This window comes from Subtercola sp. RTI3 (assembly GCF_035018625.1).
In the GTDB taxonomy this organism is placed as follows: domain Bacteria; phylum Actinomycetota; class Actinomycetes; order Actinomycetales; family Microbacteriaceae; genus Subtercola; species Subtercola vilae.
In genome coordinates, this window is record NZ_JASJXO010000005.1 from 92,453 (window position 1) to 117,813 (window position 25,361).

The 25,361-nt window shown below is 67.4% G+C and carries 26 protein-coding genes; 14 read left to right on the forward strand and 12 right to left on the reverse strand.

Translation table 11 applies throughout. The annotated features are described in order from the left end of the window. Nucleotides 1-105 precede the first annotated feature (105 nt). The 9 genes from QN358_RS03705 to QN358_RS03745 all read left to right on the forward strand — a co-directional run bounded on the left by QN358_RS03705 (nucleotide 106) and on the right by QN358_RS03745 (nucleotide 9,957). The gene (locus QN358_RS03705; RefSeq protein WP_136640700.1) at nucleotides 106-1,707 is read left to right on the forward strand and encodes an ABC transporter substrate-binding protein; all 1,602 of its coding nucleotides are present in this window, start codon (nucleotides 106-108) and stop codon (nucleotides 1,705-1,707) included. Next, nucleotides 1,704-2,657, forward strand: coding sequence for an ABC transporter permease (locus QN358_RS03710; RefSeq protein WP_136640699.1), 954 nt, complete (start codon nucleotides 1,704-1,706; stop codon nucleotides 2,655-2,657). The genes QN358_RS03705 and QN358_RS03710 overlap by 4 nt, the downstream gene beginning before the upstream one ends. A 2-nt stretch (nucleotides 2,658-2,659) precedes the next feature. Continuing rightward, a complete protein-coding gene (locus tag QN358_RS03715) occupies nucleotides 2,660-4,684 on the forward strand; it encodes a dipeptide/oligopeptide/nickel ABC transporter permease/ATP-binding protein (RefSeq protein ID WP_136640698.1) in 2,025 nt (674 codons plus the stop codon). Then, the gene (locus tag QN358_RS03720; protein ID WP_136640697.1) at nucleotides 4,681-5,481 is read left to right on the forward strand and encodes an ATP-binding cassette domain-containing protein; all 801 of its coding nucleotides are present in this window, start codon (nucleotides 4,681-4,683) and stop codon (nucleotides 5,479-5,481) included. The genes QN358_RS03715 and QN358_RS03720 overlap by 4 nt, the downstream gene beginning before the upstream one ends. A gap of 50 nt (nucleotides 5,482-5,531) precedes the next feature. Further along, on the forward strand, nucleotides 5,532-6,458 hold the full coding sequence (locus tag QN358_RS03725; RefSeq protein ID WP_323511638.1) for a dihydrodipicolinate synthase family protein: 927 nt from the start codon (nucleotides 5,532-5,534) through the stop codon (nucleotides 6,456-6,458). Next, entirely contained in the window at nucleotides 6,455-7,501 is a 1,047-nt protein-coding gene (locus QN358_RS03730; RefSeq protein WP_323511639.1) for an ROK family protein, read from the forward strand. Before QN358_RS03725 ends, QN358_RS03730 begins: the two co-directional genes overlap by 4 nt. A 39-nt stretch (nucleotides 7,502-7,540) precedes the next feature. Beyond that, nucleotides 7,541-8,239, forward strand: coding sequence for an N-acetylmannosamine-6-phosphate 2-epimerase (locus QN358_RS03735; protein WP_323511640.1), 699 nt, complete (start codon nucleotides 7,541-7,543; stop codon nucleotides 8,237-8,239). Between the two features lie 70 nt (nucleotides 8,240-8,309). Then, the gene (locus tag QN358_RS03740) at nucleotides 8,310-9,350 is read left to right on the forward strand and encodes an NAD(P)-dependent alcohol dehydrogenase (RefSeq protein WP_136640693.1); all 1,041 of its coding nucleotides are present in this window, start codon (nucleotides 8,310-8,312) and stop codon (nucleotides 9,348-9,350) included. Between the two features lie 121 nt (nucleotides 9,351-9,471). Next, a complete protein-coding gene (locus QN358_RS03745; protein WP_136640692.1) occupies nucleotides 9,472-9,957 on the forward strand; it encodes a pyridoxamine 5'-phosphate oxidase family protein in 486 nt (161 codons plus the stop codon). A gap of 24 nt (nucleotides 9,958-9,981) precedes the next feature. Here QN358_RS03745 and QN358_RS03750 read toward each other — a convergent pair whose 3' ends face one another. The 5 genes from QN358_RS03750 to QN358_RS03770 form a co-directional block, all read right to left on the reverse strand. After that, nucleotides 9,982-10,896 (reverse strand): ABC transporter permease subunit, encoded by a 915-nt coding sequence (locus tag QN358_RS03750; RefSeq protein ID WP_136640691.1) that lies wholly within the window; start codon nucleotides 10,894-10,896, stop codon nucleotides 9,982-9,984. Beyond that, nucleotides 10,886-11,926 (reverse strand): ABC transporter ATP-binding protein, encoded by a 1,041-nt coding sequence (locus QN358_RS03755; protein WP_136640690.1) that lies wholly within the window; start codon nucleotides 11,924-11,926, stop codon nucleotides 10,886-10,888. Before QN358_RS03755 ends, QN358_RS03750 begins: the two co-directional genes overlap by 11 nt. 36 nt (nucleotides 11,927-11,962) lie before the next feature. Further along, on the reverse strand, nucleotides 11,963-13,483 hold the full coding sequence (locus tag QN358_RS03760) for a chromosome partitioning protein ParA (RefSeq protein ID WP_323511641.1): 1,521 nt from the start codon (nucleotides 13,481-13,483) through the stop codon (nucleotides 11,963-11,965). Between the two features lie 210 nt (nucleotides 13,484-13,693). Next, nucleotides 13,694-14,281: a hypothetical protein gene (locus QN358_RS03765; protein WP_323511642.1), complete on the reverse strand. Its 588-nt coding sequence runs from the start codon at nucleotides 14,279-14,281 to the stop codon at nucleotides 13,694-13,696. Nucleotides 14,282-14,323: 42 nt separating this feature from the next. After that, a complete protein-coding gene (locus QN358_RS03770) occupies nucleotides 14,324-15,265 on the reverse strand; it encodes an NADP-dependent oxidoreductase (protein WP_323511643.1) in 942 nt (313 codons plus the stop codon). A gap of 203 nt (nucleotides 15,266-15,468) precedes the next feature. Here QN358_RS03770 and QN358_RS03775 point away from each other — a divergent pair, with 203 nt between their 5' ends. Then, a complete protein-coding gene (locus tag QN358_RS03775; protein ID WP_323511644.1) occupies nucleotides 15,469-16,557 on the forward strand; it encodes a hypothetical protein in 1,089 nt (362 codons plus the stop codon). Here QN358_RS03775 and QN358_RS03780 read toward each other — a convergent pair. After that, nucleotides 16,550-17,167: a GNAT family N-acetyltransferase gene (locus tag QN358_RS03780; RefSeq protein ID WP_323511645.1), complete on the reverse strand. Its 618-nt coding sequence runs from the start codon at nucleotides 17,165-17,167 to the stop codon at nucleotides 16,550-16,552. The genes QN358_RS03775 and QN358_RS03780 overlap by 8 nt on opposite strands. Before the next feature lies 1 nt (nucleotide 17,168). After that, nucleotides 17,169-18,146 (reverse strand): SCO6745 family protein, encoded by a 978-nt coding sequence (locus tag QN358_RS03785; protein WP_201799210.1) that lies wholly within the window; start codon nucleotides 18,144-18,146, stop codon nucleotides 17,169-17,171. A 113-nt stretch (nucleotides 18,147-18,259) separates the two neighbouring features. Here QN358_RS03785 and QN358_RS03790 point away from each other — a divergent pair, with 113 nt between their 5' ends. Beyond that, complete coding sequence (locus tag QN358_RS03790) at nucleotides 18,260-19,312, forward strand: LLM class F420-dependent oxidoreductase (protein WP_136640684.1); 1,053 nt, start codon at nucleotides 18,260-18,262, stop codon at nucleotides 19,310-19,312. Between the two features lie 25 nt (nucleotides 19,313-19,337). On the opposite strand, the gene QN358_RS03795 is transcribed toward QN358_RS03790, so the two are convergent. Beyond that, nucleotides 19,338-19,799: a HipA domain-containing protein gene (locus QN358_RS03795; RefSeq protein WP_323511646.1), complete on the reverse strand. Its 462-nt coding sequence runs from the start codon at nucleotides 19,797-19,799 to the stop codon at nucleotides 19,338-19,340. Between the two features lie 2 nt (nucleotides 19,800-19,801). On the opposite strand from QN358_RS03795, the gene QN358_RS03800 reads away from it, so the two are divergent. Continuing rightward, nucleotides 19,802-19,981, forward strand: a complete 180-nt coding sequence (locus QN358_RS03800) for a hypothetical protein (RefSeq protein ID WP_323511647.1) — start codon at nucleotides 19,802-19,804, stop codon at nucleotides 19,979-19,981. Nucleotides 19,982-20,127: 146 nt separating this feature from the next. Here the strand turns inward: QN358_RS03800 and QN358_RS03805 are convergent, their stop codons facing one another. After that, nucleotides 20,128-20,268: a hypothetical protein gene (locus QN358_RS03805; RefSeq protein WP_323511648.1), complete on the reverse strand. Its 141-nt coding sequence runs from the start codon at nucleotides 20,266-20,268 to the stop codon at nucleotides 20,128-20,130. Between the two features lie 164 nt (nucleotides 20,269-20,432). Here QN358_RS03805 and QN358_RS03810 point away from each other — a divergent pair, with 164 nt between their 5' ends. Next, a complete protein-coding gene (locus QN358_RS03810) occupies nucleotides 20,433-21,179 on the forward strand; it encodes a glycosyltransferase family 2 protein (RefSeq protein WP_323511649.1) in 747 nt (248 codons plus the stop codon). Here QN358_RS03810 and QN358_RS03815 read toward each other — a convergent pair. Continuing rightward, entirely contained in the window at nucleotides 21,166-21,984 is an 819-nt protein-coding gene (locus tag QN358_RS03815) for a mycofactocin-coupled SDR family oxidoreductase (protein ID WP_136640681.1), read from the reverse strand. The genes QN358_RS03810 and QN358_RS03815 overlap by 14 nt on opposite strands. A gap of 215 nt (nucleotides 21,985-22,199) precedes the next feature. Here QN358_RS03815 and QN358_RS03820 point away from each other — a divergent pair, with 215 nt between their 5' ends. Then, nucleotides 22,200-23,294 (forward strand): alkene reductase, encoded by a 1,095-nt coding sequence (locus tag QN358_RS03820; protein WP_136640680.1) that lies wholly within the window; start codon nucleotides 22,200-22,202, stop codon nucleotides 23,292-23,294. Between the two features lie 43 nt (nucleotides 23,295-23,337). Here QN358_RS03820 and add read toward each other — a convergent pair whose 3' ends face one another. Together add and QN358_RS03830 are read right to left on the reverse strand one after the other, a co-directional pair. After that, nucleotides 23,338-24,357, reverse strand: coding sequence for an adenosine deaminase (gene add / locus QN358_RS03825; RefSeq protein ID WP_201799209.1), 1,020 nt, complete (start codon nucleotides 24,355-24,357; stop codon nucleotides 23,338-23,340). Beyond that, a partial coding sequence (locus QN358_RS03830) for a nucleoside hydrolase (RefSeq protein WP_237280219.1) occupies nucleotides 24,354-25,361 on the reverse strand: 1,008 nt, incomplete at its 5' end. The genes QN358_RS03830 and add, both read right to left, overlap by 4 nt.

Consider the following 25,361-nt stretch of genomic DNA (forward strand, 5'->3'; position numbering starts at 1 on the left):
GGGGTGATTTGCATTTCGACTTGACCTTTCTCACAACGAGGTATTACCGTCAGTTTACCCACATAGGACATCAGATGTCCGATATTCATTCCCGAGAGGCAATTCATGTTGAAAGAAGCGCTCCACGTGCAGACCAGTCGCAGGGTATTTCTGCAGTCGGCCGGTGCCCTGGGCATCGTTGCCGCCCTCGCGGCCTGCAGCGGGCCGAGCTCCACAACGGCAGCCGGCGCCGGATCAGCAACCGTGAACCCGAGCGGAACGATCATCGCTGGTATGTCGTACCCGCTCTCGACCGGCTTCGACCCGATGACCACCTCGGCGGCCCTCACCGTCGCGGCCAACTGGCACGTGCTCGAAGGCCTCGTCGACCTCGACCCCGCCACACGCCAGCCCTACGCCGCTCTCGCCACGGCGATGCCGACGCAGATCGATGACACGACGTGGGAGGCCACGATTCGAAGCGGCGCCACCTTCCACAACGGCAGCCCGGTGACCATCGACGACGTCGTCTTCTCGTTCACCCGCGTCATCGACCCCGCGAACAACTCGCTGTACCGGGGCTTTCTGCCCTTTCTCGACTCCGTGACAGCGAAAGACGCGAGCACCGTTCAGTTCAAACTGAAGTACGCCTTCAGCCTCTTCCCCTCGCGCATCTCGGTCGTGAAGATCGTGCCCAAGGCCCTCGTGCTGGCCGACCAGTCGAAGTTCGACAGCCTGCCCACCGGTTCGGGCCCCTACAAGATGATCTCGGCGACCAAAGACGACAAGATCGAGTTTCAGCGCTTCGACGCCTACAACGGTACGCGCCCCGCGCTGGCCGCCGCCATGACGTGGAACCTGCTCTCTGACGCCTCGGCCCGCGTCACCGCGGCCCAGTCGGGTCGTGTCGAAGCCATCGAAGACGTGCCCTACCTCGACGCCGATGCGCTCGCCAAGAAGATCACGGTTCAGTCGGTTCAGTCGTTCGGCCTGCTCTTCATGATGTTCAACTGCTCGGTGGCCCCCTTCAACGACAAGCGCGTTCGGCAGGCCTTCTTCTACGCGATCGACATGGATAAGGTGATCAACACCGCTCTGCTCGGCAATGCCACGGCCGCGAGCAGCTTCGTGCAGAAAGACCACCCGTCGTACGTCGAGGCCAAGACGGTCTACAGCTACAACCCCGACAAGGCGAAACAGCTACTTGCCGACGCCGGTGTGTCGAACCTCGCCATCACGCTGCTGACCACCGACACCGCGTGGGTGAAAGACGTCGCTCCGCTCATCAAAGAGAGTCTGGATGCCGTGGGCATCGCCACCACCCTCGACATCGGCCAGTCGGGTGGCCAGTACAAGAAGGTCGACGGTGGCGCCCTACAGGTGATGGTCGCGCCCGGCGACCCCTCGGTCTTCGGCAACGACGTCGACCTGCTGCTGCGCTGGTGGTTCGCGGGAACCGTCTGGCCCGTGACGCGCTACCGCTGGGCCGACACCCCCGAGTTCGCCCAGGTCACGGCCCTTCTGAACACCGCCTCGACCCAGTCGGATGCGGCGGCGCAGAAAGCCACCTGGGGCCAGATCTTCGACATCATCTCTGACAACGTGCCGCTGTACCCGCTGTTCCACCGCAAACTGCCGACGGCCTGGAACGCGACCGATGTTCCCGCGTTCAAGCCGCTGTCGATCTCGGGCCTGTCGTTTCTCGATGTGGGAACCACCGTCTCGTGATCGCGTTGGCTCGACTGGCGGGGCGGCGCCTTTTGTGGCTGCCCTTCATGGTGCTCGGCATCACGTTGCTGGTGTTCTTCGTCATGCAGTTCTCGCCCACCGACCCGGCTACCAACGCGCTCGGTGAGAGCGCGACCGAAGCTGCGAAGCAGGCGTATCGTGCGGCAAACGGGTTGAACGACCCGGTCTTCGAGCAGTACTTCCGGTTTCTGGGCGGCCTGTTCACGGGCAATCTCGGTAACACGGTTCCGCCCGCCAAGCCGGTCACCACGCTCATCTCCACTGCGTTCCCGCTCACTCTGCAGCTGACCTTCCTCGGTCTGGTGATCGCGGTCGTGCTCGCACTCGTGTTGGGTGTGGCGGCCGCGCTCTACCGCGACCGGTGGCCAGACCAGGTCATTCGCGTCGTGTCGATCGCCGGCATCGCCACGCCGTCGTTCTGGCTCGCGATTTTGTTGATCAAGACCTTCGCGCTCGATCTGAACTGGTTTCCGAGCGGTGGCTACGTCAACCCTGGCGACTCGCTCGGCGGCTGGTTCGCTTCGATGTGGCTGCCGGCTCTGGCGCTCGGTGTGCCGGTCGCCGCGTCTCTCACCCGGGTGGTTCGCACATCGATGGTCGAAGAACTCGACCGGGACTACGTGCGAACCGCCATCGGTTCTGGCCTGCCGATGCACGTCGTGGTCGGCCGCAACGTGCTGCGCAACGCGCTCATCACCCCGGTGACGGTGCTCGGCCTGCGGGTGGGATACCTGCTGGGCGGCGCCGTCGTCATAGAAGTCATCTTCGACCTGCCCGGTATGGGAGAACTCATCTTGAACGGGGTGACCTCGGGCGACACCAACCTCGTGCAGGGCGTCACCCTGGTCATCGCCCTCACCTTCGTCGTCGTCAACATCGTGGTCGACCTGCTGTACCTGGTCATCAACCCCCGAATCAGAGCGGTCTAATCATGCGTCGCACTCTCACCCAACGGCTCGCCACCCCGGGGCTGCGCATTGCCGCGCTTCCGCTGGGTTCGAAATTCGCCCTCGGGTTCTTTCTGGTCATCGTGTTCGCGGCTGTCTTCGCGCCACTGGTTGCGCCTCACGACCCGCTGACCACGGGCATCCCGGCCCAACCTCCGTCGGCCGACTTCTGGTTCGGCACCGACCGTGCAGGGCGCGACATCTTCTCCCGGCTGGTCTTCGGCGCCCGGTACTCGCTGGCCATCGGGCTCGGCGCCACGGCGCTTGCGCTGGTGTTCGCAGCGGTGATCGGTTCGATCGCTGCCACGGCGAGCAAGGCCGTCTCAGAGATCGTCATGCGCCTGCTCGACATTGTCATGTCGTTCCCGGGCATTGCACTGGCCGTCGTGTTCGTCGCGGTCTTCGGCAAGTCGCTGCCAGTGCTCATCTGCACCCTCGCCTTTCTGTACGTTCCGCAGCTCAGCCGTATCGTGCGGGCCAACGTGCTCAGCCAGTTCGGTGAAGACTACGTCTCGGCCGAGAAGGTGATGGGTGCGCGCACGTCGTACATTCTGCTGAAGCACGTGGCCCGCAACTGCGCCGCTCCCGTCATGGTCTTCGCCACGATTCTGGTGGCCGACGCCATCGTGTTCGAGGCGAGCCTGTCGTTCATCGGTGCCGGTGTGCAAGACCCCGCCCCGTCGTGGGGCAACGTCATCTCGTACGGGCGCAACCTGCTGCTGAGCGGGGGATGGTGGGCCACCTTCTTCCCTGGCATGCTCATTCTGCTCACCGTGCTGGCGCTCAACATTCTCGCCGAGGGTCTGACCGATGCCATGGTACGGCCGAGCATCCGAAAGAATGCGGCCGCGGTGAAAGCGGTCGCGGCCGTCGATGGCGAGAGCGTCGAGACCGCATCGACGCATGACGGTGCGCCTCGGGAGATGGATGCCCGGGCCCCCACCGCCCGTGCCGAACCCGCGTCTCTCACGCGGCATCTCGCCTTGTTGCGCACCGCAGAGCGCACGCGCACCGACAGGCTCGTCTACAGCTCGAACGCTGCGCCGCTGCTCGAAGTGAAGAACCTGAGCATCCGGTTTCCCGAACGGCACGGCGACGTCGCCGTGGTCGACAACGTGAGTTTCTCGGTGCGCCCCGGTGAGACCATGGCGCTGGTGGGTGAGTCGGGTTGCGGCAAGAGCATCACGAGCCTCGCCATCATGGGGCTGCTGCCGGCGTCGGCCGAGGTGACCGGCGAGGTGCTCTTCGAGGGCGAGAACCTGCTCGAGGCGAACCCGAAGCGCCGTAACGCGCTTCGTGGCCACGACATGTCGATGGTCTACCAAGACGCGCTCAGTTCACTGAATCCGTCGATGCTGATTCGCAGCCAGCTCACCCAGTTGCTGCGGCGCGGCGGCACCCGAAGCGCCGAAGAACTGCTCGAACTGGTGGGGCTCGACCCGGCCCGAACTCTGAAGAGCTACCCGCACGAGCTCAGCGGCGGGCAGCGCCAGCGGGTACTCATCGCGCTGGCACTCACCCGCAGCCCGAAGCTCGTGGTGGCTGACGAGCCCACCACCGCTCTCGATGTCACCGTGCAGGCACAGGTGATCGACCTGCTCAACGACCTTCGTGAGAAGCTCGGTTTCGCCATGGTGTTCGTCAGCCACGACCTGGCCCTGGTCGCCGAACTCGCCCACCGCATCACAGTGATGTATGCCGGTCAGGTGGTCGAGTCGGCGCCGACGAAGAGTCTGCTGGCGCGCCCCCAGCACGAGTACACCCGTGGCCTGCTCGGGTCGGTGCTGTCGATCGAAGACGGTGCCGATCGCCTGCACCAGATACCCGGAATGGTGCCGTCGCCCCGCGACTTCGCCACCGGCGACCGCTTCGCCCCACGCTCGCTCAGCCTCGCGCCCGTGCGGGCAGAGCGACCCGGCCTGACGTTCATTCCCGGCACCGAGCACGCCTTCGCGAGCTTCAACCCGGTCGATCTGCCCGCCGACGATGAACTGGAGCTGTACCGATGAGCGCGAACGAAGAGATTGTGCGCCTCGAGCACGTGAAGGTAGTGCACACCGCCCGCACCGGCACGCTGTTTCGTCGCGACACGGTGACCGCCGTGAACGATGTGAGCCTCACGGTTCGCCGCGGCGAGACCATCGGTATCGTGGGCGAATCGGGCTGCGGCAAGTCGACGCTCGCCCGGGTGATGGTGGGGTTGCAGGCGCCGACCGAGGGGTCGGTGTACTTTCGCGGCACCGACATTCGGCGCCGGTCTGCAGCGGTGGCCAAGACGTATGGCAAGTCGGTCTCCGTCATCTTTCAAGACCCGGCCACGGCCTTGAACCCCCGCATGACGGTGCACGATGTGCTCAGCGACCCGTTGAACGTGCATGGCATCGGGTCGAAATCGCAGCGTGAGGCGCGGGTCTTCGAACTGCTCAACCTGGTGGGGCTGCCGGCCTCGGCTGCCGAGGTTGTTCCAGGACAGATCTCGGGCGGCCAACGCCAGCGGGTGGCCATTGCCCGGGCGCTGGCCCTCGAACCCGACATCATCGTCGCCGATGAGCCGACCTCGGCTCTGGATGTCTCGGTGCGCGCCCAGATTCTCAACCTGCTGAGCGATGTGAAGACGCGCCTGAACCTCGGCATGGTGTTCATCTCGCACGACATCCAGACCGTTCGCTACGTGTCAGACCGAATTCTCGTCATGTACTTCGGTCGCATCGTCGAGGAGGGCACCGCGACCGAGGTGTTCGATCATCCCACCGACCCGTACACCCGCACTCTGCTGGGCGCCGCGCCCAGCCTTCTTCGGCACTGACCGTCACCCATTTTTTGTCTTTCACCGTTCTACCCAGAGGAGATACACCCATGTCAGAACCCCGTTTTCACGGCGTCATTCCGCCCGTCGTCACCCCGCGCACAGCCGATGGCGCCCTCGACCTGCCCGGTCTCGGCTCGGTCATCGAGCATCTGCTCGCAGGCGGGGTGCACGGCCTCTTCGTGCTCGGCTCGTCGGGCGAGGTCGCGTTTCTCACCGACGCCGAGCGGGTGAGCGTGATCGAAGAGTCGGCTCGGGTCACCGCCGGCCGCGTGCCCCTGATCGTGGGGGTGAACGAGATGACGCCCGCCCGCGTGATCGAGCAGGTTCGCCTCGCCGAGCAGGCCGGAGCCGACGCGATCGTTGCCACGGCGCCCTTCTACACGCTGCCGAGCACCGCCGAGATCGAGACCCACTTCCGCCTGATCGCCGGGGCAACGGCTCTTCCGCTGTTCGCCTACGACGTTCCCGTTCGGGTGCACAACAAGCTGACGGTCGACATGTTGGTGCGGCTCGGCGCTGAGGGCATCCTCGCCGGGGTGAAAGACTCCAGCGGCGACGACGTGGCGTTTCGTCGCCTCGTGAACGCGAACCGGGCCGCCGGTGAACCACTCGTGCTCTTCACCGGGCACGAGGTGGTGGCCGACGGTGCGCTGCTCTGGGGTGCACACGGGGTGGTACCCGGGCTCGGCAACATCGACCCGCGCCGGTACGTCGAGATGTACGAGGCCGCCGTCGACGGCGACTGGGCCCGCGCGCGTTCGCTGCAAGACGAGTTGTGCGCGCTGTTCGAGATCGTGTTTCAGGCGCAGGGAGTGAGCGGCGAAGCTGCCGGCATCGGGGCGTTCAAGGTGGCGCTCGCGCGCCTGGGCGTCATCTCGAGTTCACGTATGTCGCAGCCGGTTGCCGAGCTCGACGAGAGCACCGTCGAACGCATCCACGCCATCGTCGACCGCTCGGGGCTGCTCGTCACATGACGTTCGTGCTCGGCGTCGATATCGGCGGAACCAAGATCGCAGTGGGCCTCGTCGAGTTCACGGGTGCGGCCGGGGCTGACTCAGCAGGAGCTGATCTCGCCGGTATCGATCTGGCCGGGGGCGCGAGGGTGGTGGCGCGGGCGAGCTCGCCGACGCCGGCCGCTCTGGGCTCGGCTGCCATCGTGGCCGAGGTGGTGCGCGTCGCTTCGGGCCTGCTGGCCGAGGCGCGCCGGGCCGGGCATCCGGTCGCGGGCTGCGGGGTGGGTTCGGCCGGCGTCATCGACCGCGCCACCGGAACCGTTGTCTCGGCCACCTCGTCGCTCACCGGCTGGGCGGGCACGCCGCTCGCGGCCGTTCTCGAAGATCGCCTCGAGCTGCCTGTGACGGTTCTGAACGATGTGCACGCGCACGCCCTCGGTGAGGCGCTCGCCGGTGCGGGTCGCGGATGCCCGTCGATGATGATGATCGCTGCGGGAACAGGCATCGGGGGAGCCTTCGTCACCGACGGTCTCGTCTGGGCGGGCGCCACCGGTCTCTCGGGCCACTTCGGCCATCTCCCGGCCGCCGAGGCCGCCGGGTTGCCCTGCACCTGTGGGCGCGAGGGGCATCTCGAAGTGATCGCCTCCGGCCCCGCTATCGCCGAACGCTACCGCGCTGCGGGTGGCGACCCGGTGGTGACCGATGCGCGTGGTGTCTTCGCCCGCGCCTCCGGTGCCGCAGACCCGATCGCCGAGCGCACGATCGAGACGGCCGGGTACGCTCTGGGGCGCGCCATCGGCGGGCTGGTGAACAGCCTCGACCCGCACGCTGTGGTGGTGGGCGGCGGCCTCAGCGATGCGGGAGAGTTCTGGTGGTCTGCCGTTCGGCGCGGCGCCGCTGCCGAGCTCATGCCGAGCGTTGCCGGGTGCCCCCTGGTGCCCGCGCAACTCGGTGCCGACGCAGCGCTCATCGGCGCGGCAGCCGCGTTCGTGCGGAGGGCCAGAAGCCCCGCCGGAGACCACCCGGCCGCGGCACTGGGCCACCGCGTCGTCACGAGCTCCTGACCTCGCATCCTCCCTCATCGAACCCGAACGGAACCGCCAATGACCCGCTCCATACACCCCACCCTGCTCGCCCTGAAGAGCGGCCTCATCGTCTCGTGCCAGGCCTACCCCGGTGAGCCGATGCGAAACCCCGAGACCATGGCAGAGCTCGCGGAATCCGCGGTGATCGGGGGAGCGGTGGGTATTCGGGCGCAGGGCCCGGGCGACATTGCGCTCATACACGAGCGCGTGAGAGTTCCGCAGATCGGGCTGTGGAAGGTGGGGGCATCCGGAGTCTTCATCACCCCCACCTTCGAGCACGCCCGTCGGGTCGCTGAGGCGGGCGCCGAGATCGTGGCCATCGACGGCACCCGCCGCCCCCGGCCCGACGGGTTGACCCTGCGAGAGACCATCAACCGCCTGCACGGCGAGACCGGGGTTCTGGTCATGGCCGACGCTGGTTCGCCTGCCGACGGCCTGGCCGCGGCCGATGACGGCGCTGACTGCGTGGGTACGACGCTGAGCGGGTACACGGGTGAGCGCACGGCGACCGACGGCCCCGACCTCGACATGCTGGCGCAACTCGCCGGCGCGCTCGATGTTCCGGTGATCGCCGAGGGGCGCATTCACACGCTGCAGCACGCCCGCGACTGCGTCAGCGCCGGGGCATTCGCGCTCGTGGTGGGCACTGCCATAACACACCCGGCAAGCATCACGCGCTGGTTCGACGGTGCCATCAGAGGGGCAACCGCGTCGTAGGCTTAAGACACACCACACTGACGCAGGGCGCATTCGGGCGCCCCCTTGGTGGTGGTCGAGCGAGGATTTCATGTCTACTGTTGCAGCCCTGGTCACCCCCTCAGCGGGGGCCGCTTTCGAACGTTCCACAATTGAACGCCGTGACGTGGGCGAGCACGACGTGCTGATCGACATTGCCTTCGCCGGTATCTGCCACTCCGACATCCACCAGGCCCGCGAAGAGTGGGGCACCGCAATCTTTCCGATGGTTCCCGGCCACGAGATCGCGGGAATCGTCGCCGAGGTCGGCCCGGGTGTCACGCGCTACCGCGTCGGTGACCGAGTGGGAATCGGTTGTTTTGTCGACTCGTGCCGCGAGTGCGAGAACTGCCTGGCAGGCGAAGAGCAGTTCTGCCTGAAGGGCAACGTCGCAACCTACAACGGCCGCCAGTACAGCGGCGAAGAGACCTACGGCGGGTACAGCAAGCAGATCGTCGCCGACGAGAACTACGTGCTCGGTATTCCCGAGGGCATCAGCCTCGACGTGGCTGCGCCGCTGCTGTGTGCGGGCATCACCACGTACTCGCCCCTGAAGCACTGGGGTGCAGGCCCCGGCAAGAAGGTCGCCATCGTCGGCATGGGCGGCCTCGGCCACATGGGCGTGAAGATCGCCCACGCGCTCGGCGCTGAGGTCACCGTGCTCAGCCAGACGCTCTCGAAGCACGACGACGGGCTGCGCCTCGGCGCCGACGACTACTTCGCCACGAGCGACCCGCAGACATTCAAGACGAACCGCAAGCGCTTCGACCTGATCATCAACACGGTGTCGGCCGACCTCGATCTCGACCGGTACCTCTCGATGCTCACGCTCAACGGTTCGATGGTGTTCGTGGGCCTGCCCGAGAACGCGCAGACGTTCCGCGTCTTCTCGTTGATCGCCGGCCGTCGCAGCCTCGCCGGCTCGAATATCGGTGGCATTCGTGAGACGCAGGAGATGCTCGACTTCTGCGCCGAGCACGGCCTCGGCTCTGAGATCGAGGTCATCAGTGCCGACCAGGTGGGCGAAGCATACGATCGCGTCGTCAAGAGCGACGTGCGGTACCGGTTCGTGATCGATACCTCGACGATCTGAGCCCCCGTCTGTCTGGTGTCGGCGTGACGTCTGTCCGGGCAGGCGAGCTCGAAGTCAAGGGTTTGAAGTGCGCTGGTGTGCAGCGAAGAGTGGATGCACAACCCAACGTAAGGAGCCCACAATGGCTGACAGCACAACCGGCGTAGCAAAAGTCGCCGAACTGATCACAGACTTTCGTTTCGCAATGCTCACGACCACCAGTGCCGACGGCAAGCTCGTCGCTCGGCCGATGACCGTGCAGGAGGCCGAATTCGACGGCGACCTCTGGTTCATCGCAGCGCACGACTCGCACGAGATCGCCGAAATCGCGGCGAACCCGGTCGTCGGGGTGTCGTTCGCATCGAACGACACCTGGGTGTCGCTCTCGGGCACCGCCAGCGAGGTCACCGACTCGGCCAAACTCAATGACCTGTGGAACAAGTGGGTCGAAGCGTGGTTTCCCGACGGCCCCGGCGACCCGAACGTGACTCTGATCAAGTTCACGAGCGAGAGTGCAGAGTACTGGGACACCCCCGGTGGTCGCGTGGCGTCGGTGCTCAGTTTCGTGAAATCGAAGGTGACCGGCGACGCCTACGACGGTGCCGAGAACGAGAAGGTCGAGCTCTAGCCGCCGCCCGCCGCCCGCCGCCGGTCAGGCGCCCGAGATGTCGCGGCGGCGGAGGGCGGCGACGGCCACCACGGTGAAGAGGGCGCTCAGGCCGAAAAGCAGGGCCAGGCCCGGAAGGTCAGCGCCGGTGGCCAGAGGGGTGTGCCGATAGGCCCATCCGTACGGGGTGAACGATCGCAGAGCATCCAGAGCGGCCGACTGACTGCCGATGGCGTTGACCACATAGCTCACAGCGGCGACACCAGCACCCGCAGCGGTGGAGAAGAGCCTACGGCCGGTCAGCGCGCCCACCATGAGGGCGGCGCTGCCCGAGACGAGGCCGAGCCCGAGAAAGGCGGCGCAGGCGGCGACGATGTCGGTGCCGGCCAAACCGAGTTGTGAGCTCGGGTTCACGGCGGCCAGCAGGGCGCCGCTCACGGCGGCGAGCACGACCAGTCGCACCGTTACGGCAAGGCTCCGCTCGAGTACGAGCTGGTGTCGGCTGACTCCGTGGGCGAGAATCAGTTCGAGTGCTCCGCTCTCCTCGTCGCCGGCGATGGCAGCCGAACCCCAGGTCGTGGCGGCGGCGCTCATCAGCAGAAAACCGACGAGGCCGAAGAACGTCGACTCGGCATAGCCCGAACCCGACGCTATGTCGGTGTACCCGAGGGTTTTGATGAGCTGCGGCGGCAGACTCGCGAGCAGAGCCGACAGCTGCGAATTGGCCCCGCCCAGAGACGGAAACAGGGGCATGTAGAGCAGAATCGTCGCGGCGAGACCGAGTGACCAGGCGAGAAGCGATCGCCAGCTACCCACGAGCGACTGCCTCAGAAGAGGGAGGGTGTGCGGGTGGGCGTCGGGAGCCTGCAGGGCTGCCGGATGCTCGGCTGAGGCATGCCCGTCACCAGGATGCTCGTCATCAGGTTTCTCGGCCACCGAATCTGTAGCGTCACGACTCATGAGGGTGCCTCTTCGTGCGTCTACCATCGCGGTGGTCGTCGCGGTGGTGCTCGCGCGTGCTGCCGGGTTCGTCGTCGCGGTACAGCGCCAGAACCGACTCTTCGAGGTCGGGTTCTTCGATGCGCAGGTCGACCACGGTGAAGCCCGCGAGCAGTTTTACGAGTCGGTCGATGCTGCCGTTGAGGGTGCCGGAGATGCAGACGCTGCCCGTGCCGAGAGGTTCGCTGATCCCGGCGCTGTCAGCGCTGAGCCCGGCACTGAGCGTGCTGAGCGCGCTCAGTGCGCCGTCGGCTTCGAGTGCGGCACGCACCGTCGCAACATCGGTGCCGCTGAGGGTCGCACGGACGTGCCGCGCGGCGCTCTGCCGCAACTCCTGAACCGAGCTGAGCCGAACCACTCGGCCGGCGCGCATAATGGCCACCCTGTCGGCGACCTGCTCGATCTCGCTGAGCACGTGCGAACTCACTATGACGGTCTGGCCGCGGGCGGCGGCCTCGGTGACCAAAACGAGAAACGTCTGCTGCACCAGCGGATCAAGGCCGCTCGTCGGCTCGTCGAGAACCAGCAGGTCGGGGGTGTGCATGAAAGCCTGCACGATGCCGAGCTTCTGCTTGTTGCCTTTCGACAGCGTACGCACCTGACGGGTGAGATCAAGGCCCACTCGTTCGGCCAGGGTATCGATGGCGCCGGGCGCGACCGGCCCGCTGATGCGGGCGAGCTGGTCGAGCAGGTTTCGACCGGTGATGCGGCCCTCGAGGCGAAGCTCACCCGGGAGATAGCCGATGCGGCGACGAAGCTCCGGGCCCCCGATGCGGGGGTCGACTCCGAGCACGAGGGCTGATCCCGACGTGGGGCGAATGATGTCGAGCAGCAGCCGGAGCGCGGTCGTCTTGCCGGCTCCATTCGGGCCGATCACGCCGAAGATGCTGCCGGCCGCGACGTCGAGAGTGAGTGCATCGAGCGCCACGGCTCGACCGAATCGCTTGCTCAGCGCGCTCGTGCTGACGGCAGCACCGGTGTGGGCAGCCATCGCTTCTCCCGTACCAGGCCGGCGTCGTTCAACCGGTCAGAGGCCGCGGGCGACTGCTGCTGCCGCGGCGAGCCAGGCACGGCGGGTCGCGGGTTGGAGGCCCGCGTGCTGGATTCGGCCCGCCTTCAGCGCCGGGTCGAAGGGCACGATGACCACATCGCGAACGTACGGCCGAAACTCGTCGGCCATGCGCTGCGAGATGCTCGACTCTTTCGGCTGCCACTCCGACACCACGACGACGGCGTTGCGGGCGAGCTCAGCCGCCTTCTCGCTGCGCGTCTGTACGGCCTGAAGGGTGAGCAGCGCGGCCTGCGCGCGGTCTTCCATGGTGGTGGTCGGAACCACGAGCTGGTCGGTGTGGTCGATCATCCGGAGCCAGTTCTCAGCACGGTCGCTGTTGCCGGAGTCCATGAAGATCAGCCGGTAGTACTTCGCGGCGACGCGGTGCACGAGGTCGACCTCGGCTGCGGTGACCTCATGGGTGCCGGCGATGTCTTCGTCAGAGCGCAGCACATCGAACTTGTCGGCCGGCTGGTGGTGCACGAAGGTCGACATCTGGCCGAACTCGGCCTCGCTGCTGAGCAGTGCGTCGGCGCTGTCGATGACGTCGAGAACGGTCGATTCGTGGGTACCCTGCTCGGTGCGCCAGCCGAGGGTGCCCATGGTCTCGTTGTTGTCCCAGGCGAGCACGCTGCCGCCGCCGTAGCGTCCGAAGACCGCGGCGAGGTTCACAACCGTGGGGGTCTTGTTGGCCCCGCCCTTGCGATTGATCACGGTGACGGTGCGCCGAGCGTCGAAACGACGGGTCACTTCTTCGATGTCGCGGCGTTCGCTCTGCTCAGACCGCCCCGGTGCCAGATGAAACCCGATGTGGTTGAGAAAGCCGGCGAAGCCCTGTTGGGCGGGCTCGGTGCTGCTGGGCGCGGCGAGAAACGAGGGGGCGTCACGCAAGTCACGGCTCTGTGTTTGGTTTGACATGGTGTCTTTCGTGTCTGCGGGTGAAACGGTGGTGGCTGGGGTTCTGGATGAGTCGGGCGAGGCGGTGCTCGCTGGCAACGACGGTGTTGCGGGTGCGGGCGCCGAGGTCACCAGAGCGGGCGAGGCCGCCGAGACCGGTTGGTATGCGGCCGACGAGGCGCCGTCATCATCGAAGTCGTCGTCGAGATCGTCATCCAGGTCGTCGTCGCTGGCATCGTCGATACCGTCGACATCGACATCGACATCGACATCGACATCGACGTCTTCGTCGTCGCTCTCGTCGCCCTCGCCCTCGTCGAGCTCCTCGTTCGGCGTGTAGCTCTCCTCTTCGACCGTTCCGTCGACGCCGACGAGCAGCACGCTCACGCCGGTCTGCGCGCGGGTGGTGACCCGAACGGGGCCGCCCAGACGCGCCGCCTCCGCCTGCATCAGGGCGATCAGAGCCTGCAGCGCTTCGCCGTCGGATGCGCCGGTGATGCGGTGCACAGTGCCGTCAACCCGAAGTTCCCCGGTGTTGTCGGGCCGCAGTGTGGCTGTCAGCACGGGGGCAGCAAGCACCTGGTTTTTGTCGATTGCCATGCCGAACCCCCTTCTTTTTCGTCAAAAATGTACGGGAACACTCGCTGTGCCCTTCATATGAGGTTAGACGACGGCGGGCATCTCGGCGGGGAGCTTCTCGGCGACGCCGAAACCCGCTAGGGGCATCCGGAGCGTGGCGGGCCTTGGAACCCTGCCACGCCGCGGGTCGGGGGCCCCGGTCGGGAAGGTCAGCGGGCCGCGCGTGGCGGGTCAGCGGGCGAGGCGGGGCAGGTCGATGTAGCGCACGGCGCGCATCCGCTCCCCTCGCTCGGCAGCGTAGTTCGGGTCGAGCAGCACGGCGGCGACGCGGTCGAGGTGGCTCGTCAGGGCGCCGGCGAGATCGTCCCACGCGGCGGCTCGGGCTGCTTCGACGGCGTCTGCCACGAACCGCTCGTCGCGGGTGAGCCGGTCGAGTTCTGACGAGAGAGCCGAGTAGGTCACGCGCCGCTGGGTGAGCATGGAGAACTGGGTGCGGGCATCCTCGAGCTTCGAAGCGGAGCGTCTCGGTGGCCTGGTGAGCGAGCGCATCTCGATGCGCATGCGGTTGGCGTACCCCACCTGTTCGAGAGCAAGCGCCCGCAGCTCTCGCCGCACGAACCCGCCGACGGCCTCTTCGTCGAACGAGCGATCTTCGCGCAGCGCTTCGACGATGATGTGGTTCTTCGTGGCCATGGTGAGCGCGAGGCGCATGATGAGAACGCCCTCATCGACGGCCCGCTGAACGACACCGTGATCGAGCGGGGGAGACGACAGCGCGAGGGCCGGGCGAGCCGCTCGGCGAAAGCGGGTGACGACCATGGCTTTCGCTTTCGTTGGTGCTCAGTTTGCGGTGCTCAGAAATCACTGCTCAGGGATCAGCGCCAGCTTACCGCCGGGGTGCTGGCTGCTCAGAAATTCGAGGGCCGCGCGCGCGTCGTCGAGTGGGTAGGTTCGCGCGATCGGAACCACAAGCCGGCCCGACGCCGCCAGCCCGATGAGGTGCGCCCGTACGCTGTTGCGGTAGGCCGCGCTGGCCGGCATCGACCCGCCGATCGCGACGAATCCGTCTGCCGTGGCCCGCGCGAGTGCGGCAATGGTCACGATGCGCGCCCGGTCCGTAACGAGTGCGAGCGACGCGTCAACCGCTTCGTCGGTGCCGACGGCATCGAGCGCGGCAGCGAACCCCTCGGCGGCAGCGTCGTGAAGTCGGCCCTCGAGCCCTTCTCCGTACGCCACCGGATGCCCGCCGAAGCGCCGCACGGTCTCGAAGCTGCTCTCGCTGGCGGTGCCCACTACCCGCGCGCCCATGAGTTTCGCCTGCTGCAGCACACTCACGCCCACCGCGCCCGATGCCCCGTGCAGCACGATGGTGTCGCCCGGCGCGACCTTCGTGACGTGCAGCATCTCGCTGGCTGTCGTTGCGGCGAGCAGCAGGTTGGCCGCCTCGGCGAAACCAAGCGCCTCTGGCTTCGCGAAGACGTCTTTCGCCGGCACGGTCAGTGCCGACGCGTATCCGCCCTGAACCCGGAATGCGATCACCTCATCACCGACCCGGCCGCCGCCTGACGCGATCTCGGTGTCGGGCCCGACGGCGGTGATGATGCCGGCCACCTCGTACCCCACCGCAATAGGCAGCTGGCTGCGGTCACTGCCTGACGCGACGTGCTTGTAGTCGGCCGGGTTCATGCCCGCCGCACGAATCTCGAGCGTCACCTCGCCGTGCTCCGGTTCGGGTACGACGGCCTCGACTTCGCTGAACACGTCGAGGTCGCCGAAGTCTGTTGCTATCCATCTGCGTTGCATACGGCTATTAAACGCTTGTCGCCTGCGAATGAGAACCGGCTGGCGGGTCGGCGAGTCGGCCCCGCGGCGCACTCGTGGCGGCGGCGCGTTGAAGCGCGCTACGCTCGCTGGGCGCGCCACCGCAGACGCGCAGGGTCTGCTGCCAGCGCTGGCGGCAGGCGAACCAGCGCAATACCGTATCGACTTCACGTTCGGAGACCGCCATGAGTGACATTCGAAACGAGGGTGTGGCGCCGGTCATCCTGGCGCCCAACCAGCCCCTCAACCGGCCCTACCGCGGAGGCTCGGGAATCGCCCGGTTCAGGGGCACCGCCCACACCGACCCGTACACCCCCGAAGACTTCGTGGGCTCGAGCACCGAGGTGTTCTCGGGCCACGGGGTGGGGCTCACGGTGCTGCCGGATGGTCGTTCCCTGCGTGATGCGATCGAAGCAGACCCCCTCGGCTACCTCGGGCCGCACCACGTGCAGGCGTTCGGCGCCGACCCCATGCTGCTCGTCAAACTGCTCAGCACCGACGAGCGGCTGTTCGTGCACTACCACCCCGATGCGGCGTTCGCTTCGGCGCACCTCGGGCGAACGGTGGGCAAGACCGAGGCCTGGGTGGTCATCGACACCGACGGGCCTGACGCCTATGCACTGCTCGGATTCAACCGCCCCATCTCCTCGGTCGAGGCCGAGCACTGGGTGACCGAGCAGGATGTCCCCGACATGGTGGGCGCCATGAACCCTGTCGCGCTGGCGACCGGCGACACTCTGTTCGTTCCGGCGGGCGTCGCCCACGGCATCGGGCCGGGCGTCACGCTGGTCGAACTGCAGGAGCCCACCGACCTCTCGATTCTGCTCGAATATCAGGGGTTTCCCGGCTTCACGCTGTCGAGTGCGCTGCTGGGGCTGGATGTTCGAACCGCCGTCACAGGGCTCGACCGATCTCTGTGGCTGCCGGAGCAACTCGCGGTTCTGGGCGAGGGGCGGGGCGACGGGGCCACCCACTTTCCTCCGGCTGCCGACCGGTTCTTTCGGGCGCGTTCGGTGCATGTCGAGGGTGCGGCCACGCTGGCGGCTGGTTTCGCGATTCTGGTGGTGGTGGTGGTGGCGGGGGAAGGCTCGCTGCAGGCTGGTGCTGCCGCCGGTGCTGCATCCATCGGAGCCAGCGCGGCGCCGCTGTCGCTGTCGCTGCGGCTTGGCCGGGGGACGACCGTGCTGGTGCCGTTCGGAGCCGGCGAGGTCACCCTGCAAGGTTCCCTCGACGTGATCGTGTGCTCTCCGCCGGCGCCGCCGCGCGCTACCTGAGCATATTCACGTCGGGAGCCCTGACGAGAAAGACGTCGACCTCGTCTTCGCGTTCGAACTCGAAGCCGTGGCGTTCGTACAGTCGCCGAGCGGGGCTGCCCTGCAGAACGTCGAGTCGAAACGGGCGTTCATCGGCGTGCTCGCGCATCACGTGCTGCAGTACGGCGCTCCCCAGCCCGTGACCCTGCTGGGACGGGGCCAGGTAGAAGTGCTCGATCCACAGCGCGTCGGGCTCTGGGCGCACGGCGATCACGCCGAGAGCGAGGTGCGTGCGGTCTTCGTCGGGAGCGGGCGACCCCGGTGACTCTGGCGCCCCGGGTGGCTCGCTGGCCCCGACTGCCTTGCTGGCCCCGACTGCCTCGCCGGCCCCGGATGCCTCGATCACGGAGGTGAATTCGGGAACGAAGGCGTTCAGAAAGCGCTGCCGCACCCGGTCGGGGTCGAACCGGCCGAGCCGTTCGAGGTCGGGGCGCATGACCTCGGCGCGCAGCTCGGCGATCCAGGCGGCGTCGTCGGCCGTGCTCGGCCGCAGCCTCCACGGGGCTGGGTCGCGTTTGGGCGCGGCCCCGTCATGCGGCGACACGGCCGGGCTGCGTTCATACCCGGCCATGTCACGCCGCCGTACGGGCTGCGCCTCGTTCGGGAGCAGAGGGTACGGCGGTGGCATCGGGGTCGGTCGTCGGGTTCCACGAGTGCGGCATGCCGATCGGGTTCGGGTACGGGAACAGCGGCGCGCACGCCGCCGCCACCGGGTAGAGGGCCGCGGCGATCGCCCGCAGAGCATTGTCGTCGAACAGCTGCCACGGCCCCACGGCGAGCGTGTTGGTGAGCTGCTCCGCCCGCGCGAGGGCGGCTTCGCCCAACGGCGTGGCGGCGTGCGGTGCGGTGGCGGGTGATGTGCCGGCGTCGGTTCTGGATGCGGCCGGTGCAAGCAGGCCGCGCGCGACCAGTGAGCGCTGTTCGGCGTGCCACTCGTCGTCGGTCCAGCCGCGGGCGCGCTGCATGTGGGGGGCGTCGAGGTCGAGCCCGGCGCGCAGCACGATGGTCGACAGCCCCGCCATGTCTTCTGTCACCAGCGCGAGCACGTGTCCGTCGCCGCGGTGTTCGCGGAGCGTGGTGACGCACTGCCACAGCACTCGGTACGGGTCAGGGGTGACGAGGGCTGCGAGCAGTGCGTGGTTGGCCGCGGCCAAGGGGCGACCCACGGCGTGCGCGCCGACAGCGAGCGCGGCCGGCAGCAGCGCCTCGGCGGCGCGGGCGACGATCGACTCGTCGGGCGCGAGTGCGCGAATCGTGGCCACGGCACCCTCGGCGCGAGCCTCGAGAGCGCGTTCGGGCGTGAGTGTGCTCCACACCGCGGGCAGGGCCCGCTCGACGAGCGCGGGCGCGAAACCACTGAAGATGGCGGTCACGGGCGCGCCCGAGATGGCTCCGAGGGGGGCTGCGCGGCCGGCGAAGTAGCCGTCCCAGTAGCGTGTGAGGCCGGCGGCGGCGAAACTGTCGCGCGACTGCGGCGAGAAGTAGGTGAGGGCGTGAACGGGCTCGAAGAGAGTCCAGAGGGCTCGAACCAGATGTTCCCGACTGCTCATGTGCGCCTTCCGTTCTCATGCCGCGGCCCCGCCGCCGCCCAACACCCTCGAGCATACGTGCAGCCCACCACCCCGGGCTTTCGCCCCCGAGGCCGGGCGGCTACGGTGGTGTGATGGCCAGACTCGGTGTTGTTGTCGACTATTCCAGTGATTTCGCCGAGGCCGCAGCCGACGTGGTTCAGTTCGAGAAGTTCGGCGTCGAGCAGGTCAGCGTCTCTGAGGCGTACTCGTTCGATGCGGTGAGCAAGCTCGGCTACCTCGCGGCCGTCACTGAGCGCATCACGCTGGCCACGGGCATCCTGCCTCTGTACTCGCGCACGCCCACGCTCATCGCCATGACGGCGGCGGGGCTCGATTCGCTGTCGGGCGGGCGGTTCGAACTCGGCATCGGAACCTCGGGGCCGCAGGTCATCGAAGGCTTCCACGGGGTGCCGTTCGACGCACCCCTGGGTCGCACCCGCGAGACCATCGAGATCTGCCGCGCCGTGTGGCGGCGCGAGAAGATCGACCACGCCGGGCGGTACTACTCGATTCCGCTGCCGGTGGGCGAGGGCACCGGGCTCGGCAAGCCGCTGAAGCTCATCAACCGACCGCTGCGGCCGGGCATCCCGATCACCGTCGCGGCGCTCACGCCCAAAAGCGTGGCGCAGGCCGCAGAGATCGCCGACGGCTGGCTGCCCCTGTTCTACTACCCCGAGCGGGCCGACCTCGCGTGGGGCGCAGCTCTCGCGCAGGGCAGAGCTCTTCGCGACCCGGCCCTCGGCGCGCTCGACGTCGTTGCAGAGATGCCCCTCTTCATCGGCGACAGCACCGACGAGGCCTTCGACGAGTACCGCCAGCGCATGGCGTTGTATGTGGGCGGCATGGGCGCCCGCGGGGCCAACTTCTACAACGACCTCGCCAGCCGCTACGGCTACGGCGACGAGGCCGCCCTCATTCAGGAGCTCTACCTCACCGGCCAGAAAGCCGAGGCCGCCGCCGCCGTACCCGACGACCTCGTGCGCTCGACCGCCCTCATCGGCACCGAGAGCGAGGTCAGGCTCCGGATGCTCGCCCTGCTCGATTCGGGAGTGACCACGATTCTCGTGCAGCCCCTCGGCGGCTCGCGCACCACCCGTCTCTCGGCCGTCGAGGCCGCGCAGAACCTGCTCGCCTCCCTCGCCTGACGCCTGACGCCTGACGCCGATCGCGTCACGCCCCCTCGAACCTCCCTGCCATCAAGTCGATCTCTGAGTGCCGGATTTGCATTCGTGCCGCCTCGACCGCCCACCGCGCCACACTCTGTCTGACCTCGGCCTCGATGGTCTTCGCCTGGGCGAGGCTGAGCCTGAAAAGACCGGCGACCGCCCGCGCCGACTCCACATCGATGTCGAAGTCGTTGTCAACGACCGCCGTCGAGAGCTGTTTGTTGCCGGGCTCGGGGTTCGGGTTCAGGTCGAATGCGGGTGCGAGGTTCCATGAGTTCGAGCTGTCTTCAGGCAGAGAGCCATGGTTTCGAAGGTGATCATCGGTAGTGGAGATGAGCATCGAGAACACCATGCGCCGCCAAAGTTCGGCCAGCTGCGCTGTCGGCAACGACGCGAACTGCTCGATCAGTTCGGCGATCTCGACAGAGCTGCGCTGTTCGCCGTCGCGGGCTTCGAGCAGGGACAACGATGTCCTGCGCCTGCTTGTCGGCGCGGGGAGCTCAATCGGCGGCGGGCATCCAGACCCCGACCTCTGAGCTGATGACGGTCTCGGGCCGCAGCGTGCTGGTGCTCGGCAGATTCGACAGACACGGCGATACGCGCATCGGCTACGCGAGCGCGATGACCCTAGTCGAGTTCGCCGAATAGGCCAGCGGCGTGGCGAGATATGAATCGGCGTAGCTGAAGGTAGCGCTTTCGGTGCGCCCGCGCCGGTGCGCCCGCGCGGGTGCGCGAACACCGTTCCGGCGAGCTGGTCGTAGCCAAGCAGTTGCACCCACACCTCGGCGCGTTCGTCAACCATTGTCGGTTCTCAGGGTGGTGGGGCGCCGCACTCGCTGGGGAAGTATGTCATCAGAACGCAACCGCCCCACGTCAGACGAGTACGGGTCGACGCTCTCGACAACCTGCTGCAGGATGCCCAGCGAACGAAGCACCCGCACCAGACTCTCGACGCTCGCCCCGCCTTCGCCCTGCTCAAGGCGGCGCAGTGTTCCTCGAGAGAGCTGCCCGAAATGTGTAGTTGGCTCAGCGTCGATACACGAATTGCAACCGTTGTCAGCCCCCAACGCCGCGCTGCATTTGATCGTACGGTGAAGGGGTGAGAGTCTCTGTCGTCATTCCGGTGAAGAACGATTCCCGAGCGCTCGCGAGCTGCCTGGCGGCGCTCGCCGCACAGACCGTGGCACCAGACGAGGTGATCGTGGTCGACAACGCGAGCACCGACGACAGCGGTGACGTGGCCGCCGCGTGGGGGGCCCGCGTACTCTACGAGGCCGAGCCGGGCATCCCTGCAGCCAGCACGACGGGCTACGACGCGTGCCGGTTCGATGTCATCGCGCGTCTCGACGCAGACTCGGTGCCGCCGCCGCGGTGGATAGAGAACGGCCTGGCGCGGCTCGAAAAAGAGCCCGGCGTCGACGCGGTCACCGGGCCCGGCCGTTTCTACGATGGCCCAGCGCGGGGCAGTCGGATGCTCGGGGCGCTGTACATGGGTGCGTACTTCCACTCGATGCGCTTGGCGCTCGCGACGGTTCCGCTGTTCGGGTCTACCTTCTTTCTGCGGCGGTCGGTGTGGCGTGAGGTGCGGGGCTCGGTGCACTGCTGGGGAACCGATCTGCACGACGACGTGGATCTGAGCATCCATTTGACCCCACGGTTCACGATTGTGTACGACACCGCCGTCTGGGTTGGCATCTCGTCACGCCCGTTGACCGATTGGCGCACCTTCGCGTACCGCATGCACCGGGGTTTTCAGACGCTGGCGCTGCACTGGCCGGCGAGTTCGTCGGTTCTGCGCTGGCGGCATGTGCTGCTGCGGTCGCTGGCTGCCCCTACTTCGCGGTGAATCCCGCATCGACCGGCAGCGTGACCCCGGTGACATACCGCGCCTCATCGCTGACCAGCCACGCGATCGCGTTGCTGATGTCGATGGGCTGAATCAGCTCGACCGGCAGCAGGTTCTGCAGTGCCGCGCCCATGCCGGGGTTCGAGTTCAGGAACTCCTGCATAGCGTCGTTCACCACCATCGGGGTGTTCACGCCGGTGGGGTGAACCGTGTTCACCCGGATGCTCTTCGGCGCCAGCCAGTTCGCGTAGGTGCGCATGAGCCCGACGACGCCGTGCTTGGCCGCCGTGTAGCCCGACGTTGCCCCTGTTCCGTCGCCACCCGCACCACTGAGGCCCTGGGTCGAGCTGGTCAGCACGATCGCACCGCCCTGGCCCTTCTCGATCATCGACGGTACGGCGGCCATCACGGTGTTGTGAACGCCGAACAAGTTCACCTCCACCACGTCGCGGAAGGCTTGTGCGTTGTCGGCCTTCGTGCCCTGCGGTGCGATTCCGGCGTTGGCGAGAATGATGTCGACGGGGCCGAGCTCGGCCACACCCTTCTTGGCGGCCGCCACGAGGGCGTCGAGATCGCGCACGTCGGCCCTGATCGCCACGATGCGGCGGTCGAGGGCTTCGACACCCGCCACCGTTTCGTCGAGGTCGGCGGGAACCGACATGGGGTAGGGAACCGAGTCGATCTGCCCCACGATGTCGACGGCGATGATGTCTGCGCCCTCCTGGGCGAGGCGCAGCGCGTGACTGCGCCCCTGGCCGCGAGCGGCGCCGGTGATGAAGGCGACTTTGCCCTCGAGTCTTCCCATGATGCTCTTCCTTTCGATAGAGAGTGGATGGTCGCCTCCGAAAGCGTGAGCGGCCAGTGCCCCACATTCGGCACTGAGTGCCGAATAGTCGCAGGCTAGCCCCGCCCGACATGATTGGCAAGGAATATTGCCGGGCCGTTCGGCTGTTACCCAGAGGTACCCCGTGCGTGCGCCCGGTTGTCGGGCGAGCGCCCCGATCGAATGGACACTTGCGTATGACCGACCTCTTCTCGCCTTTCACTGCCGGCGACCTCACCCTTTCGAACCGCATCGTCATGGCCCCGTTGACCCGCACCCGTTCCGGCATCGAAGGAGTGCCGGGCGACATGGTTGTCGAGCAGTACGCCCAGCGGGCATCCGTCGGCCTCATCGTCAGCGAGGGCATCTACCCCTCGTTCGCCGGGCAGGGCTACCCGGGCCAGCCGGGGCTCGTCACTGAAGAGCAGCTCGCCGGCTGGCAGAGGGTGACCGATCAAGTGCACGCGGAGGGCGGCACCATTGTCGCCCAGATCATGCACGCCGGGCGGGTCAGCCACTCTGAGATCAACGGCAATAACCATGTCGAGGCCCCGAGCGCCATTGCCATCGACGGCGAAACCCACACGCCGCTCGGAAAGGCGGCCTACCCGGTGCCGCACGCGCTCGGCGAAGACGAGCTTCCCAGCATTGTCGAGACTTTCGTTCAGGCCTCGAAGAACGCCGTCGCAGCCGGCTTTGACGGCGTCGAACTGCACTCCGCGAACGGCTACCTGCTGCACCAGTTTCTCGGCGCCACCTCGAACGTGCGCACCGACGGCTACGGCGGCTCAGCTCTGAACCGCACCCGTCTGGTCACCGAGGTGATGACCGCTGTCGCCGAAGCGATCGGTGCTGGCCGCGTGGGCATTCGCATCTCGCCGTCGCACAATATCCAGGGCATCATCGAGAACGATGCGGATGACCGCGCCGTCGTCTACGGCCGGCTCATGCAGACCGCCGCCGACCTGGGCCTCGCCTTCGTCAGCGTTCTGAACGCGGAGCCGTCCGGCGACTTCGTGCAGGGCCTGCGCGCCCAGTTCGGCGGAGCCTTCCTCGTCAACAGTGGCTTCGGCGCGGTGACAACCCGCGACGAAGCGATCGCCCTGATTGCGGATGCCCAGGCCGACGCCGTGGTGGTGGGCCGCCCGGTCATCGCCAACCCTGACCTGGTCAGGCGCTGGCGCGACGACCTCGAGCTGAACCCGCTCGACCCGGCCACCCTCTACGGCGCGGGCCCCGAGGGCTACACCGACTACCCCACCTACGACGAGGCATTCGCGCCCGTCGCGTAGCCGCGCACCGGGCCCAGACAGAGATTCAGGGCCAGACGGCGACTCAGGCGGGTTCGGCCGCCAGCCAGGCGTCGATCGCGATCTTCGCGGCAGACTTCAGGCCGGCCGAGCCCGCCCCGCACTCGATCGAGCTCCACGCGCACGCGGCGAGCTGCTCGTCGCTCAGCCCGAGAACCGTGCGGCAGAGTTCGTACTCAGCGAGGATGTCCGGCCCGAATAGAATCGGGTCATCGGCGTTGATCGAGCAGCGCACGCCCGCCTCGAGCAGCACCTTCAGCGGGTGGGCACCGATCTCGGGCACCACCGACAGCAGCACGTTCGAGGTGGGGCAGACGTCGAGGCAGATTCCGTCGGCCGCGAGCCGCGCCATGAGGGCGGGGTCGAGTGCCGAAGTGACACCGTGCAGAACGCGGTCGGCGTGCAGGTCATCCAGAGCCGACCACACCTCGACGGGCCCAACCAGCTCGCCCGCGTGCGGCGTCGACAGCAAACCGGCCTTTTTCGCAATGGAGAACGCCTCGGCATACGGGGCTCCCGGATGCCCGCGCTCGTCATTCGCGAGCCCGAGCGACACCACACCCCGCCCGGCGAACGCGGCCGCCACCTTCGCGTAGGCCACCCCCACCTCGATGCTCTCGATGCGGTCGACGGTGATCATGAGCCCGATCTCGACGCCCCACTTCTCAGCCGACGCGCGGCACAACTCGATCATGGCTTCGAGAGCGAGCTCGGTCGAACCGTAGACCCCGGCGTAGAAGTGCGGGCTTGCCCCGAACTCGATGTAGACGACCCCTTCGCGGGCCGCATCTTCGACCGCTTCGTCGATGAGCCGAGCCAGGTTCTCGGGGTTCGAGAGCACGGCGAGAATGCCGCGGTAGGTGTCGCTGAACTCGGTGAAGTCGGTGAACACGCTGTGCATGGGCACGACGATGTCCATGGCCTCGCTCATGTCGGTGAGCGTGGCGGGCCGAATCGCCGCCTCCATGTGCAGGTGCAGGTGCCCCTTGGGCAGCAGCGCGAGATCGCGCACGGGGGCCTGGGTCTGAACGGCGGTGTCGGTCATGAGTCTGCTCCAGCTTCGATGAGGGCGGTGAGAAAGGCGTGCAGGGCAGCTTCGATGTTGACGGCAGTGACGGCGATGGTGTCGGGGGCCGGCTCGATGGGCCAGGGCACGAGGCGCCCCTCGGCCGTCTGCATGACGCGCGCGCGAACCGTGAAGCCGTCGTTCGTGATGTTCACAGGGCCGGTCACGGTCTCGGTCGCCCACTCGGGGTGGAGCATCAGCATGGCGGCGAGCCCGTCGTGCACAGGGCTCACCCTGCGGCCCCAGGCGAGTCGGTAGAAGTCGAGGTACGACTCCAGAATGGTGGCGGCGAATGTGCCGGTGGCCGTGCCCGAGCGGTGCAGCATCAGCACGTCTTGCTCGTCGGTGACCACGGTGGCCGTGGCGTTCACCCCCACCATGAGGCGCCGGGTCGCGGGTGCCTGGAATACAGCGCGTGCGGCATCGGCGTCGTTCTGGATGTTCGCGTCGAACATGTCGGTGCGCCCCACCTCGGGGAACGGGCCGCTACCACCCATGATCGTGATCGAAGTGAAGAGGGTCAGCAGGTCGGGCTCGATCTCGAGCGCCAGAGCGATGTTCGTGAGGGGGCCGAGCGTCAGCAGCTCGTACTCTCCGGGGTTGCCCCTGGCCAGCTCGACGAGGTATTCGGCTGCGCTCTGCGGCAGCAGGTTCGAGGGCTGTGGCCGCTCATCGATCACGTCACCGAGGCCGTCATGCCCGTGCACATAGTGTGCGATGTGCGGCTCGGCGTGCAGCGGTTTCGCCGCCCCCCTCGCCACCGGCGTTTCGCCAAGGCCCACGAGCCCGAGCACGTAGGCGATGTTCTGCACCGAGTCGTCGACGACGCAGTTGCCGTACACCGCCGTGATGGCGACCAGCTCGACCTCGGGCTGCGCTGCCAGGTAGAGCAGGGCGAGCGCATCGTCGATTCCCGTGTCGGTGTCGACGATGATGCGGCGGGTGGGCGCGGAGGAGGTCATGCGATCCGTTCTGGGCGGGGG

What these genes read in the sequence shown, in the direction of transcription:
- QN358_RS03705 (WP_136640700.1), top strand. Translation starts at nt 106, where the DNA reads ATGTTGAAAGAAGCGCTCCACGTGCAGACCAGTCGCAGGGTATTTCTG.
- QN358_RS03715 (WP_136640698.1), top strand. Translation starts at nt 2,660, where the DNA reads ATGCGTCGCACTCTCACCCAACGGCTCGCCACCCCGGGGCTGCGCATT.
- QN358_RS03720 (WP_136640697.1), top strand. Translation starts at nt 4,681, where the DNA reads ATGAGCGCGAACGAAGAGATTGTGCGCCTCGAGCACGTGAAGGTAGTG.
- QN358_RS03725 (WP_323511638.1), top strand. Translation starts at nt 5,532, where the DNA reads ATGTCAGAACCCCGTTTTCACGGCGTCATTCCGCCCGTCGTCACCCCG.
- QN358_RS03730 (WP_323511639.1), top strand. Translation starts at nt 6,455, where the DNA reads ATGACGTTCGTGCTCGGCGTCGATATCGGCGGAACCAAGATCGCAGTG.
- QN358_RS03735 (WP_323511640.1), top strand. Translation starts at nt 7,541, where the DNA reads ATGACCCGCTCCATACACCCCACCCTGCTCGCCCTGAAGAGCGGCCTC.
- QN358_RS03740 (WP_136640693.1), top strand. Translation starts at nt 8,310, where the DNA reads ATGTCTACTGTTGCAGCCCTGGTCACCCCCTCAGCGGGGGCCGCTTTC.
- QN358_RS03745 (WP_136640692.1), top strand. Translation starts at nt 9,472, where the DNA reads ATGGCTGACAGCACAACCGGCGTAGCAAAAGTCGCCGAACTGATCACA.
- QN358_RS03750 (WP_136640691.1), bottom strand. Translation starts at nt 10,896, where the DNA reads ATGAGTCGTGACGCTACAGATTCGGTGGCCGAGAAACCTGATGACGAG.
- QN358_RS03755 (WP_136640690.1), bottom strand. Translation starts at nt 11,926, where the DNA reads ATGGCTGCCCACACCGGTGCTGCCGTCAGCACGAGCGCGCTGAGCAAG.
- QN358_RS03760 (WP_323511641.1), bottom strand. Translation starts at nt 13,483, where the DNA reads ATGGCAATCGACAAAAACCAGGTGCTTGCTGCCCCCGTGCTGACAGCC.
- QN358_RS03765 (WP_323511642.1), bottom strand. Translation starts at nt 14,281, where the DNA reads ATGGTCGTCACCCGCTTTCGCCGAGCGGCTCGCCCGGCCCTCGCGCTG.
- QN358_RS03770 (WP_323511643.1), bottom strand. Translation starts at nt 15,265, where the DNA reads ATGCAACGCAGATGGATAGCAACAGACTTCGGCGACCTCGACGTGTTC.
- QN358_RS03775 (WP_323511644.1), top strand. Translation starts at nt 15,469, where the DNA reads ATGAGTGACATTCGAAACGAGGGTGTGGCGCCGGTCATCCTGGCGCCC.
- QN358_RS03780 (WP_323511645.1), bottom strand. Translation starts at nt 17,167, where the DNA reads ATGGCCGGGTATGAACGCAGCCCGGCCGTGTCGCCGCATGACGGGGCC.
- QN358_RS03785 (WP_201799210.1), bottom strand. Translation starts at nt 18,146, where the DNA reads ATGAGCAGTCGGGAACATCTGGTTCGAGCCCTCTGGACTCTCTTCGAG.
- QN358_RS03790 (WP_136640684.1), top strand. Translation starts at nt 18,260, where the DNA reads ATGGCCAGACTCGGTGTTGTTGTCGACTATTCCAGTGATTTCGCCGAG.
- QN358_RS03800 (WP_323511647.1), top strand. Translation starts at nt 19,802, where the DNA reads ATGTCCTGCGCCTGCTTGTCGGCGCGGGGAGCTCAATCGGCGGCGGGC.
- QN358_RS03815 (WP_136640681.1), bottom strand. Translation starts at nt 21,984, where the DNA reads ATGGGAAGACTCGAGGGCAAAGTCGCCTTCATCACCGGCGCCGCTCGC.
- QN358_RS03820 (WP_136640680.1), top strand. Translation starts at nt 22,200, where the DNA reads ATGACCGACCTCTTCTCGCCTTTCACTGCCGGCGACCTCACCCTTTCG.
- add (WP_201799209.1), bottom strand. Translation starts at nt 24,357, where the DNA reads ATGACCGACACCGCCGTTCAGACCCAGGCCCCCGTGCGCGATCTCGCG.